At 44.8% G+C, this 17,853-nt stretch carries 11 protein-coding genes; all 11 read left to right on the forward strand.

What is annotated here, in order from left to right; all coding sequences use genetic code 11:
• The first annotated feature begins 108 nt into the window (after positions 1 to 108).
• The 11 genes from AB6735_RS03395 (at position 109) to hisD (ending at position 17,853) form a co-directional block, all read left to right on the forward strand.
• Complete coding sequence (locus tag AB6735_RS03395) at positions 109 to 3,297, forward strand: SusC/RagA family TonB-linked outer membrane protein (RefSeq protein ID WP_370994423.1); 3,189 nt, start codon at positions 109 to 111, stop codon at positions 3,295 to 3,297.
• A gap of 21 nt (positions 3,298 to 3,318) precedes the next feature.
• The gene (locus AB6735_RS03400) at positions 3,319 to 5,139 is read left to right on the forward strand and encodes a RagB/SusD family nutrient uptake outer membrane protein (RefSeq protein ID WP_370994424.1); all 1,821 of its coding nucleotides are present in this window, start codon (positions 3,319 to 3,321) and stop codon (positions 5,137 to 5,139) included.
• A 126-nt stretch (positions 5,140 to 5,265) separates the two neighbouring features.
• Positions 5,266 to 6,408: a glycoside hydrolase family 172 protein gene (locus tag AB6735_RS03405; protein WP_370994425.1), complete on the forward strand. Its 1,143-nt coding sequence runs from the start codon at positions 5,266 to 5,268 to the stop codon at positions 6,406 to 6,408.
• A gap of 306 nt (positions 6,409 to 6,714) precedes the next feature.
• Positions 6,715 to 8,556 (forward strand): hypothetical protein, encoded by a 1,842-nt coding sequence (locus tag AB6735_RS03410; RefSeq protein ID WP_370994427.1) that lies wholly within the window; start codon positions 6,715 to 6,717, stop codon positions 8,554 to 8,556.
• Between the two features lie 42 nt (positions 8,557 to 8,598).
• The gene (locus tag AB6735_RS03415; protein WP_370994428.1) at positions 8,599 to 9,414 is read left to right on the forward strand and encodes a glutamine amidotransferase; all 816 of its coding nucleotides are present in this window, start codon (positions 8,599 to 8,601) and stop codon (positions 9,412 to 9,414) included.
• On the forward strand, positions 9,411 to 10,625 hold the full coding sequence (locus AB6735_RS03420) for a hypothetical protein (RefSeq protein ID WP_370994429.1): 1,215 nt from the start codon (positions 9,411 to 9,413) through the stop codon (positions 10,623 to 10,625). Before AB6735_RS03415 ends, AB6735_RS03420 begins: the two co-directional genes overlap by 4 nt.
• Before the next feature lie 41 nt (positions 10,626 to 10,666).
• Positions 10,667 to 12,817 carry a hypothetical protein gene (locus AB6735_RS03425; protein ID WP_370994430.1) on the forward strand — a complete coding sequence of 717 codons (2,151 nt, stop codon included), beginning with the start codon at positions 10,667 to 10,669 and terminating at the stop codon, positions 12,815 to 12,817.
• Between the two features lie 223 nt (positions 12,818 to 13,040).
• Positions 13,041 to 14,219, forward strand: coding sequence for a glycoside hydrolase family 172 protein (locus AB6735_RS03430; RefSeq protein ID WP_370994431.1), 1,179 nt, complete (start codon positions 13,041 to 13,043; stop codon positions 14,217 to 14,219).
• A gap of 10 nt (positions 14,220 to 14,229) precedes the next feature.
• Complete coding sequence (locus AB6735_RS03435; protein ID WP_370994432.1) at positions 14,230 to 15,399, forward strand: glycoside hydrolase family 172 protein; 1,170 nt, start codon at positions 14,230 to 14,232, stop codon at positions 15,397 to 15,399.
• Between the two features lie 32 nt (positions 15,400 to 15,431).
• Positions 15,432 to 16,535, forward strand: coding sequence for a family 43 glycosylhydrolase (locus tag AB6735_RS03440; protein WP_370994433.1), 1,104 nt, complete (start codon positions 15,432 to 15,434; stop codon positions 16,533 to 16,535).
• A 25-nt stretch (positions 16,536 to 16,560) separates the two neighbouring features.
• Positions 16,561 to 17,853, forward strand: a complete 1,293-nt coding sequence (hisD, locus tag AB6735_RS03445; RefSeq protein ID WP_370994434.1) for a histidinol dehydrogenase — start codon at positions 16,561 to 16,563, stop codon at positions 17,851 to 17,853.

Raw genomic sequence — 17,853 nt, forward strand, 5'->3', positions numbered from 1 at the left:
AGTAACAAATGAAATAGAACTGCATTCTGCAGTGCTGACGAGCGTTACGCTACACGTTCGTCGTGAGTAATTAATAAATAATACACGTATGCTAAACTTTATTAATTTATGCGAATTTCTACAAGACCATGGGTTTTGGATCTTGAAACCCACATTAGCCTGAAAAGGAGTTTTAGATATGTCCGTTACCAGGTGTGCAAATTTTTGCTTTTATTGTTAGTTATCACCTGTAGTTTATATAACCAGGTAAATGCGGCAACACCAGCCGAAACAATGAACGCGCAAAAAACAGCAACGATTGCTTCATTTGTGCTTTCGGGTACTGTTGTTGATGAAAAGGATGAGATATTGCCTGGAGCAACAGTTAAAGTGATAGGCAGTGCAAAAGGAACTATTACCGATGTATACGGGAAGTTCCTGATTGAAGTGCCCAGCGAAAGCGACTCAATATCTGTAACATTTGTTGGATACAAAACCCAGCATATCCGGGTAGGCAACCACCGCACCATGCGAATAAAACTGGTGCCAGATGAAGCTGGCCGGAAGTTAAATGATGTAGTTGTTGTTGGCTTTGGTACACAGAAAAAGGTGTCAGTTACCGGAGCCGTATCAACTGTAAAGATCTCCGATCTGCAGCAGGTATCAACACCTTCATTGTCCAACGCAATAGGCGGCCGGCTGCCCGGTATTATAACCAGGCAAAGCTCTGGCGAACCTGGTTACGATGCTTCGAGCGTGTATATCCGGGGCTTCGGTACCACATCTGGCGGAAGAGCTCCATTGGTGCTGGTTGACGGGGTGGAGCGGGATATGAATAATCTCAATATACAGGAGGTTGAAAGTTTTTCGGTATTGAAAGATGCTTCTGCTACTGCGGTTTACGGTATACGCGGTGCCAACGGTGTTATCCTTATCAATACCAAAAGAGGTGCTGAGGGGCGGCCAAAAGTAACTTTCCGTACAGAAACTGCTATGCTGACAGCCTTGCGCCTGCCTGACTTTATTAATAGTTATGAGTATGCAACATTAGCCAACGAAGCCATGGCCAATGTGGGTAAACCCGCGTTTTTTACACCGGCCGAGGTGCAAAAATACAAAGACCATTCCGACCCGTTTTTGTATCCGGATGTTAACTGGATTGACGCCACGTTGAAAAAGAACACGCTTCAAACCATCAATAATTTAAGCCTGCAGGGTGGCAATCAAACTTTTAAATATTTTACCAATGTTGGTTACACCATTCAGGATGGTATTTATAAGGAAGATCCTACTATTTCGTACCCTACCAATACCAGTGTAAAACGTTATAATTTCCGCTCAAATGTGGATGTCAGCTTATCTAAAAGTTTTTCCATAGCGCTTAATGTGGGGGGCATTATATCCAACGGGAATTATCCGGGTTCAAGCGCCGGCGTTATTTATGATGCCTTAAATTATACTCCAAATAACAGTTACCCCTTTAAAAACCCCGATGGCTCTATACCCGGAAAAGGTACGTTCCTGTCCGAAAGTCCCTATACCCGCACTACGCAGGAAGGTTACCAAAAACAATTCCGTACTACTTTACAAAGCTCTTTAGGTACAAAATGGGATCTGTCGTCATTAATCACTCCCGGCTTATCTCTTAATGGGTTGTTTTCCTATGATTATTATAACCAAACAGATAACGTGCGCCATAAAATACCAAGCACTTATCAGTACCTGGGTAAAGATGCTAACGGTAAAGATCAATATAAGCTGATCCAGACGGAAACCGCATTAGGGTTCTATTACGGCAGCGCCTCAAATCGGGCGGTTTATTTGGAAACATCAATTAATTATGACCGCAAATTCGGCAAAAGTTCGGTAAGCGGCCTTTTGCTGGGTAACAGGCGCGAATACATCAACCTTACAGCGGCCAACTCGCTTGATAATATTCCTTTCCGCAGACAGGGCTTAGCAAGCAGGGTAACGTACGATTATGATTCACGCTACCTGCTGGAATTTAATGGAGGGTATAACGGATCTGAGAATTTTCCGGCCGGTAAGCGGTATGGATTCTTCCCTTCCGGAGCTTTTGGCTGGATCATATCCAATGAGAAATTCTGGAATAAGAATGTGGTCAGCTCTTTAAAGATCAGAGGGTCATACGGAAAGGTTGGTAACGATCAGATCGGTGGCTCACGGTTTCTGTTCCAGACCACCATTAATAAAAATGCCGATAATTATCCTTTTGGCTCCAGTCAGGCTTATCCCACAGGTGCCTTTGCCGAAAGCCGCATTGGTAATGAAGATATCAGCTGGGAAACATCAACCAAGGCCAACCTGGGTTTAGATATGGAAATGTTTAATGGTAAGGTGGTATTACAGGTTGATGCTTTTAGGGAACACCGTACCGGTATATTGCTGCAGCGCCAGCAGATTCCCAGTTCGGCTGGTTTTGGTGGCAATATCCCTTATGCCAACTTAGGTATTGTTAATAACAAAGGTGTTGATGGTAATATACAGATCAGGAACCGGACAGCAGGCGGTTTCTACTATGCATTCCAGGCCAACTTTACTTATGCCCGCAACAAAATAATAGAGGACGATTCGCCGGTGAAGCCATTAGCATATCAGAATTCAAGAGGCCAGAGTATCGATCGCCCATATGGCTATATCGCCGCAGGCCTGTTTAAAGATCAGCAGGATATTGACAATAGCCCGTCACAAACGCAGTTACAATCTATTATCCGTCCCGGCGACATTAAATATAAGGACCTCAATGGCGACGGGAAGATAACCACAGACGATCAAACCTACTTTGGTTATGCCCGCAACCCCGAAATTATGTATGGTTTTGGCGTAACACTGGGGTATAAGAGTTTTGATATCAGCGTGTTCTTTACGGGTGCTGCCCGCTCCACCTTCTTTTTAGGGGGCAGGCCGGTTTGGGCATTTATGGATGGGGTAGGTAACTATAATGTGATCAAAGAATACTACGATAACAGGTGGATTCCGGGCGCAAATAATTTAAACGCTAAATACCCTTCTGTTATCGATGTGAAAAACACCAATAACTATGTCACCAATACGCTATATGCAGCAAATGGCAATTATCTGCGTCTTAAATCGGCCGAAATAGGTTACAACATACCCAAAAGCTTTTCACAAAAAGTGGGTGTAAGCAACGCGCGCTTTTTTGTTAACGGAACCAATTTATTGCTTTGGGATCACTTGAAGGTGATTGATCCTGAACAGGACAATAGTAATGGTGTGAGTTTCGGGGGATATCCGCAAGTACGTACACTCAACTTGGGTCTGCAGGTTACTTTTTAAACACATTTAATTAATAGTATTATGAAATTACTTGTAAAATCAGTTATGATCATGTTGTTGCTTTTTGTAGCAGCATCCTGTAAAAAAGATTTTTTGAATAAAGCGCCGGATGATGACCTGACCATTGATAAGGTTTTTGCCAATCGGGATTATGCACAGAGTTTCCTGAGTAATATTTATGCTTCCTTACCAAAAGAGCACCGGCAGGTTGACAACGATACAAAAGGCAACCCTTACATAGGCGCATCTGATGAGATGGATCAGTTTTACGCCATCTCTTTTTCAAACAGCATGAACGCGGGTTCGTGGAACCCAACATCTTATGGCAATAACATTCCAGATCCCTGGACCGAGAATTATAACGCCATTCGTAAAACCAATATTTTTATTGAAAACATTGATAAGGTGCCGCTTGATGATTTCTTTACCGATGCTTTACGTGCCAGATTAAAAGGGGAAGCTCTTTTTCTGCGTGCCTATTTTCATTTTTTACTGATCAGGGTTTATGGCCCGGTACCTATTTCAGATCATAGCATATCACTTAGTGCAGATCTGAAAAGCATCAGGCGAGATCCAATAGATAAATGTGTTGCCTTTATCGCTTCGGAATGTGATAAAGCCGCTGCATTACTTCCGGCACGTATTACTTCTGATGCCGAATATGGCAGGCCGGCAAAATCTGTTTGCCTGGCTTTAAAAGCCAGAACATTGCTTTATATGGCCAGTCCATTATGGAACGGAAACCCGGATTACACCGGTTTGGTTGATGATAAGGGGACGCATTTATTCCCGGCTTTTGCCGCCTCACGCTGGCAAGATGCAGCTAATGCTGCCAAAACCTGCATTGACCAGACCGAGGCTGCGGGATACGGGCTTTATACCTCGGCAACTAATGACCCGGTTAAAAATTACCAGGAACTATTTTACGCAAATAACAATAAAGAAGCTTTTTTCTCTTATAACGCTGGCTTATTTAATGACCATGACGTGTATAGTGAGCCACTGAGCTTATTGGGTTTTACCTTGAATGCGCCGACTCAAGATCTGGTTGATGATTATGAAATGGCCAATGGCACCCGACCTATAACCGGTTATAATGCCGATCATACACCGATCATCAATCCCGAATCGGGTTATACCGAAACAGGTTTTACCGACGTGGCCGATCCCGGGGGTAAATATGTAGCAGGTACCAGTAACATGTACGTTAACCGCGATCCGCGTTTTTACGCTACCATTCATTTCTCGGGCGATATATGGAAATCCCGTACACAGGGCCTGGAGTTTTGGTTTAACGGGGCCGACGGCAAAAAGGCCGCTGGCTCAGGAAATTATTCTAAAACAGGTTACCTCGTGAAAAAATTATGTAACCCAAGTTTTGTTTGGCGGCCGGTAGTACAGCCGGTATTGCGCACCTGGGTTCTTTTCAGGCTGGGCGAACAATATTTGAACTATGCTGAGGCCTTGAATGAAGCACAGGGGCCCGTAGGGGATGTGTACCGGTATGTCAACCTGATCAGGGCCCGTTCGGGGATGCCGGGATTGCCAGGCGGGCTTTCACAAAGCGATATGCGCGAGCGTATCCATCATGAACGCCGTATTGAGCTGGCATTTGAAACACAGCGTTATTTCGATTGCCATCGCTGGAAAATAGCCGAACAAACCGATAATACCTACATTTATGGTATGAACATTCAGGCGGGTGCATCAAAAACCGACCCTGCCTTTTTTGTAAGAACAATAGTTGAAAAACGCGTTTTTGAAAAGAAACATTATCTATGGCCAATGCAAAAGCGCGAAACAGATAAAAATCCAAACTTGGTGCAAAACCCGGGTTGGTAATGTTTAGTTGGTTAGTTTAATACCGGGGGCGAGCCCCGGTATTACTTACTTAATAATATTTATATGAACAGATCATTTACAATAATCACATTATTATTAATTATTGGCGTTTGTCCCCTTAGGATAATGGCACAGCAGCTTTATGAGCTTCCGTCAGATGCCGAAACGCGTTGGGTAAGCTTTGAGAACCGGGCCGGCGATAAAGGCAAGGGCGGCATGGAAAATAAGGGGGCTAAAGGCCATCCCAGCGAATGGATAAATGCCGGCAAAAGTGTTACCCTGCTTGATTTTGAAGGTGCCGGCATTATCAACCGTATCTGGATGACCATTATTGACCGTAACCCGGAAGCCTTGCGTGCTATCCATATTGAAATGTATTGGGATGGTGCTGCAAAACCGGCTGTGTCAGCTCCTTTAGGTGATTTTTTTGGGATCGGTCTTGGAAGAATGACTGCTTTTCAGAGTACTTTGTTTAGCGACCCTGAAGGGAAATCATTCAACTGCTATGTGCCTATGCCTTTTAAAAAGCATGCCCGTATCGTGCTGGTCAATGAATCGAAACAAAACCAGTTGTTATTTTATGATGTGGATTTGATCAAGGTAAAAAAACACCCTAAAGATATAGCCTACTTTCATGCTTATTGGAGTAATAGCAGTGGCGTTGGACTGGGCAGCGATTTTGAGATATTACCCCGGGTAAACGGCAAAGGCCGGTTTCTGGGTACAAATATTGGTGTAGTGGCCGATAAAGTATATGGTGATACCTGGTTTGGGGAAGGTGAAGTAAAAACCTACCTGGATGGAGATACGAAACATCCTACTTTAGCAGGCACGGGTACGGAGGACTATATTGGCTCGGCATGGAACCTGGGACCGTTTTCGCAATTATACCAGGGTGCAACGGTTGTGGATAAGCAAAAAAAGCAATTCGCATTTTACAGGTACCATATCCCGGATCCGATATATTTTCATTCCGATTGTAGGGTAACTATTCAGCAAATAGGAGGGGCCGGGCGAGATCTGATCAGAGCGATTGCCCGGGCAGGAGGTAGGGTGAAACCCATTTCGGTCGGGACGTCAAAAAGTTTGATCAAACTACTGGATAACCCCGATTATCCGGATCTTTTTGATGATAAGTTCCCCGCGGATGAATGGGTGAATTTTTACCGTGTTGATAACTATTCGGCCACGGCATACTTTTACCTGGACAAGCCCGAAAGTAATTTGCCACCCCTGGCTCCATTGGCCGAAAGGATAAAGGGGTTATAAAATAAATGTATTTTTATTTTGATCAGCTATTGGAATGTTAATTGTAAAATTTTAAATTTGAATACGCATTCAAAATTTTACCAAATTATAAATATAAGTACAAGCTTTTTGTACAGCTTTATAAGCTCCAAACCCAACTATAAAACAATTGAAAATAATAATGCTTTCAGTGTCGATATTGAGATTTTACCTATTGAATAAAATTGAATACGTATTCAAAATTGATTTTGATAATAAACTAAATTCAATCAAGAACGTTGACCGGGTAGCTGTAGTTAATCATCTAAACTATTTGAATCAATCTTTATGAACTGGAACCAATTGGATATTTGGATAGTAGCGGGGTATTTAATGCTAATGTTTTGCCTGTCGCTGTGGCACCGGCGCTTTGCATCAGCTAACCTCGAAAACTTTTTTCTGGGTGGCCGAAAGATACCGGGATGGCTAAATGGTATATCATATACCGCCGCGCTGGTTAGTCCGGATGCGGCAACCGGTTATGGTGGCCTGGCCGTAGTAACGGGAGCTTTTATATCCTGGTGGTATTTGAGCCGGTTCGGACTGGCATTATTTATCGGCGGAGTGTTGTTTGCTGTTTTCTGGCGGCGTCTAAATTTATTTACCTCACTTGAATTTTATGGGTTAAGATTCCCCGCAAAGGCAGCATCGGCCATGAGGATATGGATAGCCATACGCACCTCGCTTATCGCGATGCCCGCCTGGACAGGGATCACCTTGCTGGCAGCCTTTAAGATCATGGGACCGGCGTTTGGATTAACCAAAATAGAAACGCTGTACCTGGTAGTGCCGGTTTCATTTCTGTTTGTTTTCTTTTCGGGTTATAAGGGAGTGGTGATCTCGAACCTTATCCAGATGAGTATTTTCTTTATTGGCACCATTACCCTGGCCGGACTCACGCTGGCTCATTTTGGCGGACCTGCGGCGATGGCGTCTGCTATAAGTCATGCGTTTGGCGCTACCCATCCCGAAATGCTGCAGATGACACCACCTGTTAAACATGATGTATTCCCACTGGCGGCTGCTATGGCCTGGATGTTTGGTCAAAGTATAGGCTACGGCGGCGATGCCGCACCTATGGGTGGCGCTATGGAGGGACAACGCATCCTCTCAACCCGCACACCATCAGAGGCGCTGACCATGTATGTGGTTGCAGCTATTACCATGTTTATTTTATTGCTGCTGGTTACGCTGCCCAGTATCTCGGCGGCGGTGATATGGCCTGAGTTGCGCAATGCCGGCGCCGACCGGGAGCTGGTATACGGCCGCCTGATGAAGGAGATGCTGCCGCACGGCGCCATGGGACTGCTGGTGGCGGCTATGATGGCGGCTACGATGTCGGTAGTGGGTGATAACCTGAACTTTGGCAGCCAGGTGCTGGTAAGTGATATTTATCGTAAGTGGTTTGTACGCACAGCCAGCGAAAAACACTATATGCTGATGGGCAAAGTGGGTATGGCCATTATCATATCCCTGGCCATTGCTGTGGTATTTAACGTGAGCATCATTACAGATGTAGCCATATTTATGCTCCAGCTCAGCGCTGCCGAACTGCCTGCCAACTGGGCACAATGGTGGTGGTGGCGGTTTAACGGCCCGGCCCGGGTGGCCGCTTCATTTGGTGGGGCAGGTATATTTTGCCTGGTAGTATTGGGGCCAAAGTTGTTGTTGTTCCTGGGTGTTGCCTCGGCGCAAAAGCTGATGCTACCCTGGTACTGGTCAACCTTGCTGGTAATGGGGCTTACTACCATCCTCTGGATAAGCGTTGCTTTGTTGACCAAACCCGATCCTGATATATTACTAAACGACTTTTATCAACGGGTTCATCCATTAGGTTTCTGGAAACCATTCCGGGTAAAACATGGTTCAAAACCACTTACTAATATTGTTAAACCCATATTTCGTGGCTTGGGTGTGGCGGTTATCGGCTTCGCGGCAACATCTTTATTGATACAGGGGCTCACGGAGGCATGGTTCGGACATTACTACAGGAGCATGGGTGAGTTGGCGGTATGCGCTATACTGTTCATCATATTTAAACGAACAGCCAAAGCTTATCTGGCTTACCTGGCCATCCGCACGGCAGAGAACACCGAAATGCCAAAATCAATCTTAACTGTAATCGAATAAAATCTTTAAAAAATTAATAAAAATCAACACGCTAAAAAATTTATGAGAGCAAAAAAAGAGTTCAGATCAAAAGACGAACATGTGCTATATCTTGGTGACTGGGTATTTCACGTTGGCCCTACATTTATTGAAACTCCCTTTGGAACAGAAACAAAAGACGCCGACCTGCATTTCTACGGCGAACGCCTGACCGAGGCCCTGGAGCATCACGTTGATGTTACCCCTTTAGCCAATTGGGAATTATATCGTTTGGAACCTGGCAAACTGGAAGAGTACCTGGAGCAATCTGTTTCCCTGATCATTAGCGATGTTGAAGCCAAATGTTTTCATCTGTACCCAAGTTTTTTTGATCGTGCCAGGCGCGAAAACAAAGTAGTAACCTTTCCCGACAGGCTAAACGTGATCAAAGACTGGATCAGCGATGGCGGCGGTATGATGATGCTGGGCGGTTGGTTATCCTTTAGCGGCGTGCAGGCCAAATCGGGTTGGGGCAGGAGCAGTCTGAAAGATGCTTTACCGGTTGATTGTTTACTGATCGAGGATCTGGTGGAGTCATCAGCCGGGTTTACAGCCGAAGTCCTGGTGCCTGATCATCCTGCAGTAAAGGGCCTGGCATGGGATAAATTCCCGCCCATATTTGGTTATAACGAGGTAAACGAAAAGTCAGAGGGACAAGTGCTGGTGCGCGTAAAAGAAACCGGCCACCCCTTGGTAGTAGTGGGTGAATATGGTAAGGGCAGGGTGTTAACCTACATGTCTGATCCGGCTCCGCACTGGGGTATCAATTTTGAGTTATGGGCCGATTACGACAAGTTCTGGCAACAATCTTTAAACTGGGTTAAAAAGAAAAATAAATGACCCCATCACCATTACTTGTTGGAACCTCGGTTACCGATATCACTCCACCGCTCGAAGTTGGGTTATTAACCTCTTCGGTAAACGGACTATATGAGCCATTTGAATCGGTAAGACTGCCTCTAAAAGCACGGGTGCTGGTATTTCGTTTGGGTGCCGAGCTCATTGCTCTTGTATCAGCTGATCTGTTGGCGCTAAATGATACCGCAGTTGACGGATGGGATAGCTTTAAACAAGGTATGACTGATATTATCGATCGGGATAAAGTTATTTTTACCTACACCCATACCCATAATGCGCCCGAATCCGTGGCCCTGTCAAACTTATACCAAACAGAGATTTATCAATTTTGGCTGGCACGGGTACAGTTCAGGATTCGGGAAGCTATAAAGACTGCCATGGTAGCCATGCAGCCATGTACACTGTCTGTTTTTTACAACAAGTTGGATGGTTTTTCCATGCAGCGCCGTATAAAAACCACCAATGGTATCGTCATGTCTGATAGTATGCAGCCCATAGCTCCAGAATTGCTTGATCTGCCCCCGGTTGACCGTCGCGTTAAAACCGTTCGCTTTTATAATGAAAAAGGTGATAGTGTAGCTACTTTGGTTCATGCTATATGCCACCCGGTGCATGAAATGTGTCTGAAACATATCTCAGCTGAGTTTCCCGGCGAAATGTGCATAGAAATGGAACGTACTGCCCAAAACGGGATGCCTGTGTTTTTAAATGGTGCAGCAGGTGATACTAATCCACCAACGGTTTCCATGGGGGCTGATTATGCACGGGAACATGGCATGGCCCTGGCCAAAGTTGCTCAAAACGATGAAAACGGATTAAAAATAAATAGCTCTGTTTTTGCATTTGCCCGTAGTAAAGTGCAGCTGCCTGTAAGGAAGGGTTCGGGAATTACCAATGATAATGATGCCCTGGCCCGCTTTAGCGTTATCAGAATAGGTGAACTGGCGATAGTTTTTTTACCCGGCGAACCCTTTGTAGAAACCGCGTTAGATATTGAAGACAGATCGCCCTTTACCTATACCATAGTTGTGGCTTATGCCGAAAATAATATTGGTTATATCCCAACAGAAGAAGCGCTTAAACAGGGGGGATATGAAGCCGGACCGGGTAAATGGTCGTACATGGAAGCGGGAACCGACAAGATGATCACTAAAGAGGCTCTGCGCTTGCTAAATGAATTGTATAACAGATAAATACCGGCAATAGCTGATCGAAAACAGTAACGATAAACATTATGAAAATAAATACAACCATAAAAAGTATGATTTGGATCTGCATCTTGCTGATCAGCACCGCTATCCAGTGTTTTGCAAAGGGTACGGACCTGTATTTTTACGGCAGCGAGAAAAACGACCTTTATCAATTGCTGAAGCGTGAGGGTTTCAACATAAAAAAATACAACACCCCGCAGGCAGCGGTAAATGCAGCTACCCAGGGATCTGGAGTATTTATTATTGCCTCAGCCTATCCTAAAACAGACCCGGTTAACAGGATCAGTCAACAACTGCTCGATCAGGCAAATAAAAAAGGGATCAAATTATATGTGGAATACCCTTCATCATTCCCGGGTTTAAGTATTCCTGAAAAACCGGTCGAAACCCATTTGGAACGTGCCGTAATAACCGAAGACGTTTTTGGCGATAACCTAAAACCGATGGCCCTGTTTGCAGTGCAGAACAGTTTTATATTACCCGTTGAGGTTAGTAAACCTCTCATTGTACTGGCCAAAGTAGTTGGTTTTGATAAAGCCGAATATGGGCTTAAGGATACCAAAGCCTATCCCTTACTCTTTAAGCAAGGCGGGGCACTGGTAAGCATGACTGGTCTTAGCAATTTTGAAACCGGCAGGTACGGTCCGCAGCAATCTATCAAAACCGTATGGAAATACATCTTATCGCGTATAACGGGTAATCAAAATATTAACCTGGATAAATGGATAGAAGATGTAAAACCGATGTTTAACCGCGATGAGCCATTACCTGCTAATGCCCGTTTAACCACCATCAAAAAAGGAGCGCAATGGTTTAATAACGGCCGGTTTTTTATCGACCACAGTTGGAAAGCCGACTGGCTGAAACATGACGGATCTAACAACACCGAGCCGCTTGGTCCGCCGGTAAGTCAAAGTAAACCAAGTGGCGATGGTAGTCTGGGCATAATTGAAGGACATACATCTACTATTTATTATGATGGCAGCCAGCAGTACCGTTACTGGATGCGTGCCGATGTGCAGGGTGAGGTGAGTATGGCTATGGCCGCAGCGGGCAGTTTACTAAACAATAAGGAATATCAAACAAAATCGGCCAATTTGGTCAATTATCTGTTCAAAACCTCCAACCTGCGTGCGGGTAATAAAAATAATCCCAACAGCCCTGCTTATGGCCTTTTAGGCTGGTCGACACCCAACGCGGTAACTTTTTATGGCGATGATAATTCCAGGGCTATACTGGGCGCTATAGCCGCGGCATCGTACCTGCATACCGATAAATGGGACAAGGAGTTAACCGAGGCCATCATAGCTAATTTCAGAACAACAGGTAAACAAGGGTTTCGTGGTGAGCGGCTGGAAGAAGCGGATATCATTAAAAATGGCTGGCAATATTATTACAATCGCAATCTGGTGCATGAATCACCACATTTTGAATCTTGGATGTGGGCCTGCTATTTATGGCTGTATAGCAAAACCGGTTATGCTCCTCTGCTGGATAGAACGAAATCAGCTATCAAAATTACGATGGATGGCTACCCTGATCAATGGAAGTGGGGGAGCAGTATGCAAACCCAGCGTGCCCGCATGATATTGCCGCTGGCCTGGCTGGTACGGATAGAAGATACGCCGGAACACCGCCAATGGCTGGATAAAATGGTAAATGAAATATTAAAATACCAGGATGCCAGTGGCGCCATACAGGAAGAATTAGGTAAGGGCAAAGGCATGTTCAAAGCGCTGAACAGTAATGCCGATTATGGGACAGACGAAGGTTCGCTCATCTTTAAAAATGGCGAAAAAGCGTCCTGTATGCTGTATACCTGCAACTTCGCGCTGTTTAGTTTAAATGAAGCATACAGGGCTACAGGAGATAAAAAATATAAAGGAGCAGTTGATAAATTATCTGATTTTTTAACCCGCATACAAGTACAAAGCACCAAACATCATGATCTGGATGGGGCATGGATGCGTGCCTTTGATTATGGGCGCTGGGACTACTGGGCATCTAACTCAGACGCGGGCTGGGGGGCCTGGTGTACGCTAACCGGCTGGATCCAAAGCTGGATAGTGACCTCGCAGATCCAGATCGAACAAAAGAACAGCTTCTGGGAAGTAACTAAAAATTCGGCTATTAAAACCAAAGCAAAACCGGTGATTGAGCAAATGATGAAGTAGAAAAAATACAGCCATGTCATTGTGAGCGATAGCGTGGCAATCTTATACTGTACAGGGAAGATCTGCATAGTTCGCGATTGCTTCGTCGTTCCTTCCTCGCAAAGACATGAGAGGGAATGGATGTCACCCTGAGCTTGTCGAAGGGCGTGCGGAGAGGCCACTTTACCATGCTTCGACGGGGGATGACACCCTTTTAAAAAATCAGAATTTAAAAACTAAAAACGTGAAAAAAAAGATACTTCATATTCTATCATTTATCATGCTGATTGCCGCCTCAACAAGCGCGCAGATCTTAAATAATGACTTGTCAGCTTTATCACAGATACAGCAAGGAGTAACTTCTAAACGGATCAGCAGTTATGACCGTACCGGCGGAACCGATGATTTTATACGGATAACTAAAGACGAGAAAAAGACCATATTTGAAGTGAAGGGTGCAGGTATCATCAATCATATCTGGATAACCATGGCACCCGACCCCGGTACGCTGAGCCGTAACGATGTGATTATCAAAATGTATTGGGACGGTAATGAATATCCGTCAGTAATATCGCCCATAGGGCCTTTCTTCGGGCAAGGCTGGAATGAATCGTATCAATATAGCTCCTTACCACTTTCTGCAAGCCCGGTTGAGGGACGGGGTATGGTATGTTATTTTACCATGCCCTTTAGTAACGGTGCACGTATTGAAATAGAAAATCAATCGGGCAGGAGAATAGATAACTTTTACTATAGTATTGACTACTTAATCATGAACAAGTTGCCCGCCGGCACCGGACGTTTTCATAGCTGGTATAATAAACAATTAACCGAAGCCTCTAAAACAGAAGGAGAAAACGAATGGGGTGTTTTTGGCAAGTCGGGTAACAATTTAAAGGGAGAAAGAAATTATGTTATTGCCGATATTAAAGGCAAGGGGCATTTTGTGGGTGTAAATTATTACGTCAATTCGCCAACACCAATGTGGTATGGTGAAGGTGATGAAATGATATTTATTGACGAAGCAACCTCACCTACGCTCAATGGTACCGGTACCGAGGATTATTTCAATACGGCATGGTGTCCTAAAACGGCTTTCTCCAATCCTTACTATGGTTATCCACGGGTAAATAATGATATCGGCTGGTTGGGGCGCACGCACCTGTATCGCTTCCATATTACCGATCCTTTATATTTTAATAAAGCCTTTAAGTTCACCATTGAGCATGGTCATAATAATGTGCTCACACTTGATCTGGCGAGTGTTGCTTATTGGTACCAGGACATGGCCACCGCGGTTCCGCCTATTCCTGATGTTGAGGCACGCAAGCCGATGCCATTGATTACCATTGGCGATATACATCGCTGGCGTAACGAATGGCGTAAGAGTAAAGGTAATGATCCAAAACTGTGGGGCAATTAAACGCATCGGTATGGAATCATTAAAATATATCATCATCGCATTGTTATTGGCTTGCTCTTCGCGGTTATATGCCCAGGAAATGATGGACCTGACACAGGTTAAACACGACGTAAAATCAAAGCAGGTAAGCAGCTATGACCAGAGCGGTGATAATCACGATAACCTGCAGAATATCAAACCTGGCGAAAAACGGACGATCTTTAATGTGCAGGGCACGGGTATCATTAACCATATCTGGATCACGATGGCACCCGAGCCCCGGTTTTTGAGCCGCAATGATATCATTATTCGCATGTATTGGGATGGTAATGATTATCCTTCGGTTGAGTCACCTATCGGGCCATTCTTTGGGCAAGGCTGGCAGGAATCATACCTGTTTACTTCAGCACCCTTACTGGCCACACCAATGAATGGGAATGGGTTGGTAAGTTATTTTGCCATGCCGTTTGCTAAAGGGGCACGGATCGAGATCGAGAATCAATCGGGCCAGAATATCAATGCCTTTTATTTTTATGTGGATTACATGGAAATGAAAAAGCTTCCCGCCAATACCGGCAGGTTCCATGCCTGGTACAATAAGCAACTCACCGGTCCGGTAGATAGCGTGGAAGATGAACACTGGATGTTTGGCCCTAACAAACCGAATAAATTAGGTAAGGACAATTATGTGATCGCCGATATTAAAGGCAAAGGACATTTTGTTGGTGTAAATTATTATGTGCATTCGCCTACACCATATTGGTATGGTGAGGGTGATGACATGATATTTATTGATGACGATGAAAAGCCCGCGCTAAATGGAACCGGTACCGAAGACTATTTTAATACCTCGTGGGGGGCGCCTAAAACGCCTTATAGCACGCCGTATTTCGGTTACGCTAAAGTGAATAACGATATCGGCTTCCTCGGTAAAACACACATCTACCGCTTTAATATTGCCGACCCAATTTACTTTGATCAATCCTTGAAATTTACCATAGAACATGGCAGCTCTAATGTAATGACACTTGATTTGGCCAGTGTGGCTTATTGGTACCAGGATAAGGCTGAACGTATACCACCCATTCCGGATGCAGCCGCACGGAAACCCATGCCCATGATTGGCCCGGTTGATATACACCGCTGGCGCAACGAATGGCGCAAAAGCAAGGGTAATGATCCAAAGCTATGGGGCAATTAATGCAATTAATATTTACCAAATATAGAGAACCTATGAAAACAGATTATAAAACGAGGATCATCAGTGTCATTAAAAACAATAGATTAATAAGACTGGCATTATTGATAATCCCTGTGATTATTATTTTATCATGTACTAAAAAAAACACTCAAAACATACCACCACCTGATCCGCCGGCTAAGATAGCCACATTTAAAAACCCGTTAGTTAGTAGCGGTGCCGATCCATGGGTGATCAAGAGCGGCAACTCATTTTATTATATGAGTACTCAGGGATCCAATATCTCCATTACCAAAACTCCGGCAATTTCCGAACTGGGTAAAGCCAGTTCAACCGTAGTATGGACGCCTCCGTCAAGCGGAGCCAATTCCAGGAATATATGGGCACCCGAACTGCATTACCTGCAGGGTAAATGGTATTTATATTATACTGCCGGTGCATCTTCAGATCTGGGTACCCAACGCTGTTTTGTACTTGAAAACTCATCTGCAGAACCGTTAAATGGCACCTGGGCCGATAAAGGCAGGCTGTTTGATCCTAATGGTGATTTTTTTGCCATTGATGGTACTGTATTGGAGTATAAAAACAAGCTGTACTTTATCTGGAGCGGACAGATCTCCAAGCAGGATATTACCCAGCGTATTTACATAGCCGAAATGGCCAATCCCTGGACGCTAAAAACTGCCAAAGTGCAGATCTGCATGCCGGAATACGATTGGGAGAAAAAAGGATCGCCGGTTAACGAAGGTCCCGAAGTATTGCAAAATGCTGCCGGGCGGGTATTCCTGGTTTATTCGGGCAGCAGTTGCAATACGGATGATTATGGTTTGGGTATGCTCAGTCTTAAAGTTGATGGCGACCCGCTAAACCCGGCCGATTGGACTAAAAGCCCCGTGCCGGTATTCAGTAAGAGCATTGATAACAATGTATTTGGTCCCGGGCATAACGGTTTCTTTAAATCAAAAGATAACAAAGAGGATTGGATTATTTATCACGCCAACGCGCAAAGCGGCTTAGGTTGTGGGGGATCCAGGAGTCCGCGGATCCAGAAATTTACCTGGAACACGGACGGCACACCCAATTTTGGTGTACCCGTAAGTACCACCCAAAGCTTAACAAAACCTTCAGGAGAATAACAACAATAATATATATAACACAACAATGGCAGAGGTTTTAAAAAGAGGAAGAAGTGCATCGGAAATTAAAGATGCAGATACGAAAGTAAAAGAGACCGTACAAAAAATGATAAATGATATTGAGGAGCATGGTGATAGCGCGGTGAGGCGGTACTCAGAAACGCTCGACCATTGGTCGCCTCTATCGTTCAGACTTAGTGAGCAGCAGATTAAAACAATTGTAGATAACACTCCCCAGCAAGTAATAGATGATATCAGGTTTGCCCAAAAACAGATCAGGTTTTTTGCCGAACAACAACGAGCCTCTATTTCGGATCTTGAAATAGAAACGTTGCCGGGAGTATTTCTGGGGCATAAAAATATTCCGGTTAATAGCGTAGGCTGTTACATCCCGGGAGGTAGGTATCCTATGGTGGCATCGGCCCATATGAGCGTACTAACAGCAAAGGTAGCCGGTGTAAAACGGGTGATCGCTTGCACACCGCCAATCAATGGCGAAATTCCGCAGGCAACTGTATGCGCCATGCACATGGCTGGTGCCGATGAGATTTATATAGTGGGTGGTGTACAGGCCCTGGTAACCATGGCTGTAGGTACGGCTACTGTACAGCCTGTGGATATGATAGTTGGCCCAGGTAATGCTTACGTGGCCGAGGCTAAGCGCCAGTTATACGGACGCGTAGGTATCGATCTGTTTGCTGGTCCAACTGAAGTACTGATCATTGCCGATGATACCGCCGATGCTGAAATGGTAGCCTGTGATCTTTTAGGCCAGGCCGAACATGGGCCAACTTCACCGGCGGCATTGATCACCACTTCTGCGAGCTTAGCAAAGGAAACTGTAATTGAAATTGAAAGGCAGTTGCTAAAACTTCCAACAGCGGATATTGCGCGAGTAGCCTGGGAAGATAATGGTATTATTATTTTGGTAGCCGATGAAGATGAGGCTGTTCTGGAGGCCGATAAACTGGCTTATGAACATGTGGAGGTATTAACCAAGGACCCTCGGTTTTTCCTGGACAAATTAACCAATTATGGGGCGCTGTTCCTGGGACCCGAAACAAATGTGGCTTATGGCGATAAAGTTATCGGCACCAATCACACCTTGCCTACCATGAAGGCCTCCAAATACACAGGTGGTCTATGGGTGGGCAAATTCCTGAAAAATTGCACTTACCAGCGATGCACAGAAGAGGCAAGTGCGATGATTGGGGAGTATGCTATGCGTTTGTGCGAGCTGGAGGGTTTTGCTGCACATAAAGAGCAGGCAACATTAAGGGTGCGGCGTTATGGCCATTTATTGAATGCTGTAAAGTAA

Source organism: Mucilaginibacter sp. RCC_168 (assembly GCF_041355315.1).
GTDB lineage: Bacteria > Bacteroidota > Bacteroidia > Sphingobacteriales > Sphingobacteriaceae > Mucilaginibacter.

Excerpts from the sequence above, each read along its gene's own strand:
- AB6735_RS03400 (WP_370994424.1), top strand. The coding sequence starts at position 3,319 with ATGAAATTACTTGTAAAATCAGTTATGATCATGTTGTTGCTTTTTGTA.
- AB6735_RS03435 (WP_370994432.1), top strand. The coding sequence starts at position 14,230 with ATGGAATCATTAAAATATATCATCATCGCATTGTTATTGGCTTGCTCT.
- AB6735_RS03395 (WP_370994423.1), top strand. The coding sequence starts at position 109 with ATGCGAATTTCTACAAGACCATGGGTTTTGGATCTTGAAACCCACATT.
- AB6735_RS03410 (WP_370994427.1), top strand. The coding sequence starts at position 6,715 with ATGAACTGGAACCAATTGGATATTTGGATAGTAGCGGGGTATTTAATG.
- AB6735_RS03425 (WP_370994430.1), top strand. The coding sequence starts at position 10,667 with ATGAAAATAAATACAACCATAAAAAGTATGATTTGGATCTGCATCTTG.
- AB6735_RS03405 (WP_370994425.1), top strand. The coding sequence starts at position 5,266 with ATGGCACAGCAGCTTTATGAGCTTCCGTCAGATGCCGAAACGCGTTGG.
- hisD (WP_370994434.1), top strand. The coding sequence starts at position 16,561 with ATGGCAGAGGTTTTAAAAAGAGGAAGAAGTGCATCGGAAATTAAAGAT.
- AB6735_RS03415 (WP_370994428.1), top strand. The coding sequence starts at position 8,599 with ATGAGAGCAAAAAAAGAGTTCAGATCAAAAGACGAACATGTGCTATAT.
- AB6735_RS03440 (WP_370994433.1), top strand. The coding sequence starts at position 15,432 with ATGAAAACAGATTATAAAACGAGGATCATCAGTGTCATTAAAAACAAT.
- AB6735_RS03420 (WP_370994429.1), top strand. The coding sequence starts at position 9,411 with ATGACCCCATCACCATTACTTGTTGGAACCTCGGTTACCGATATCACT.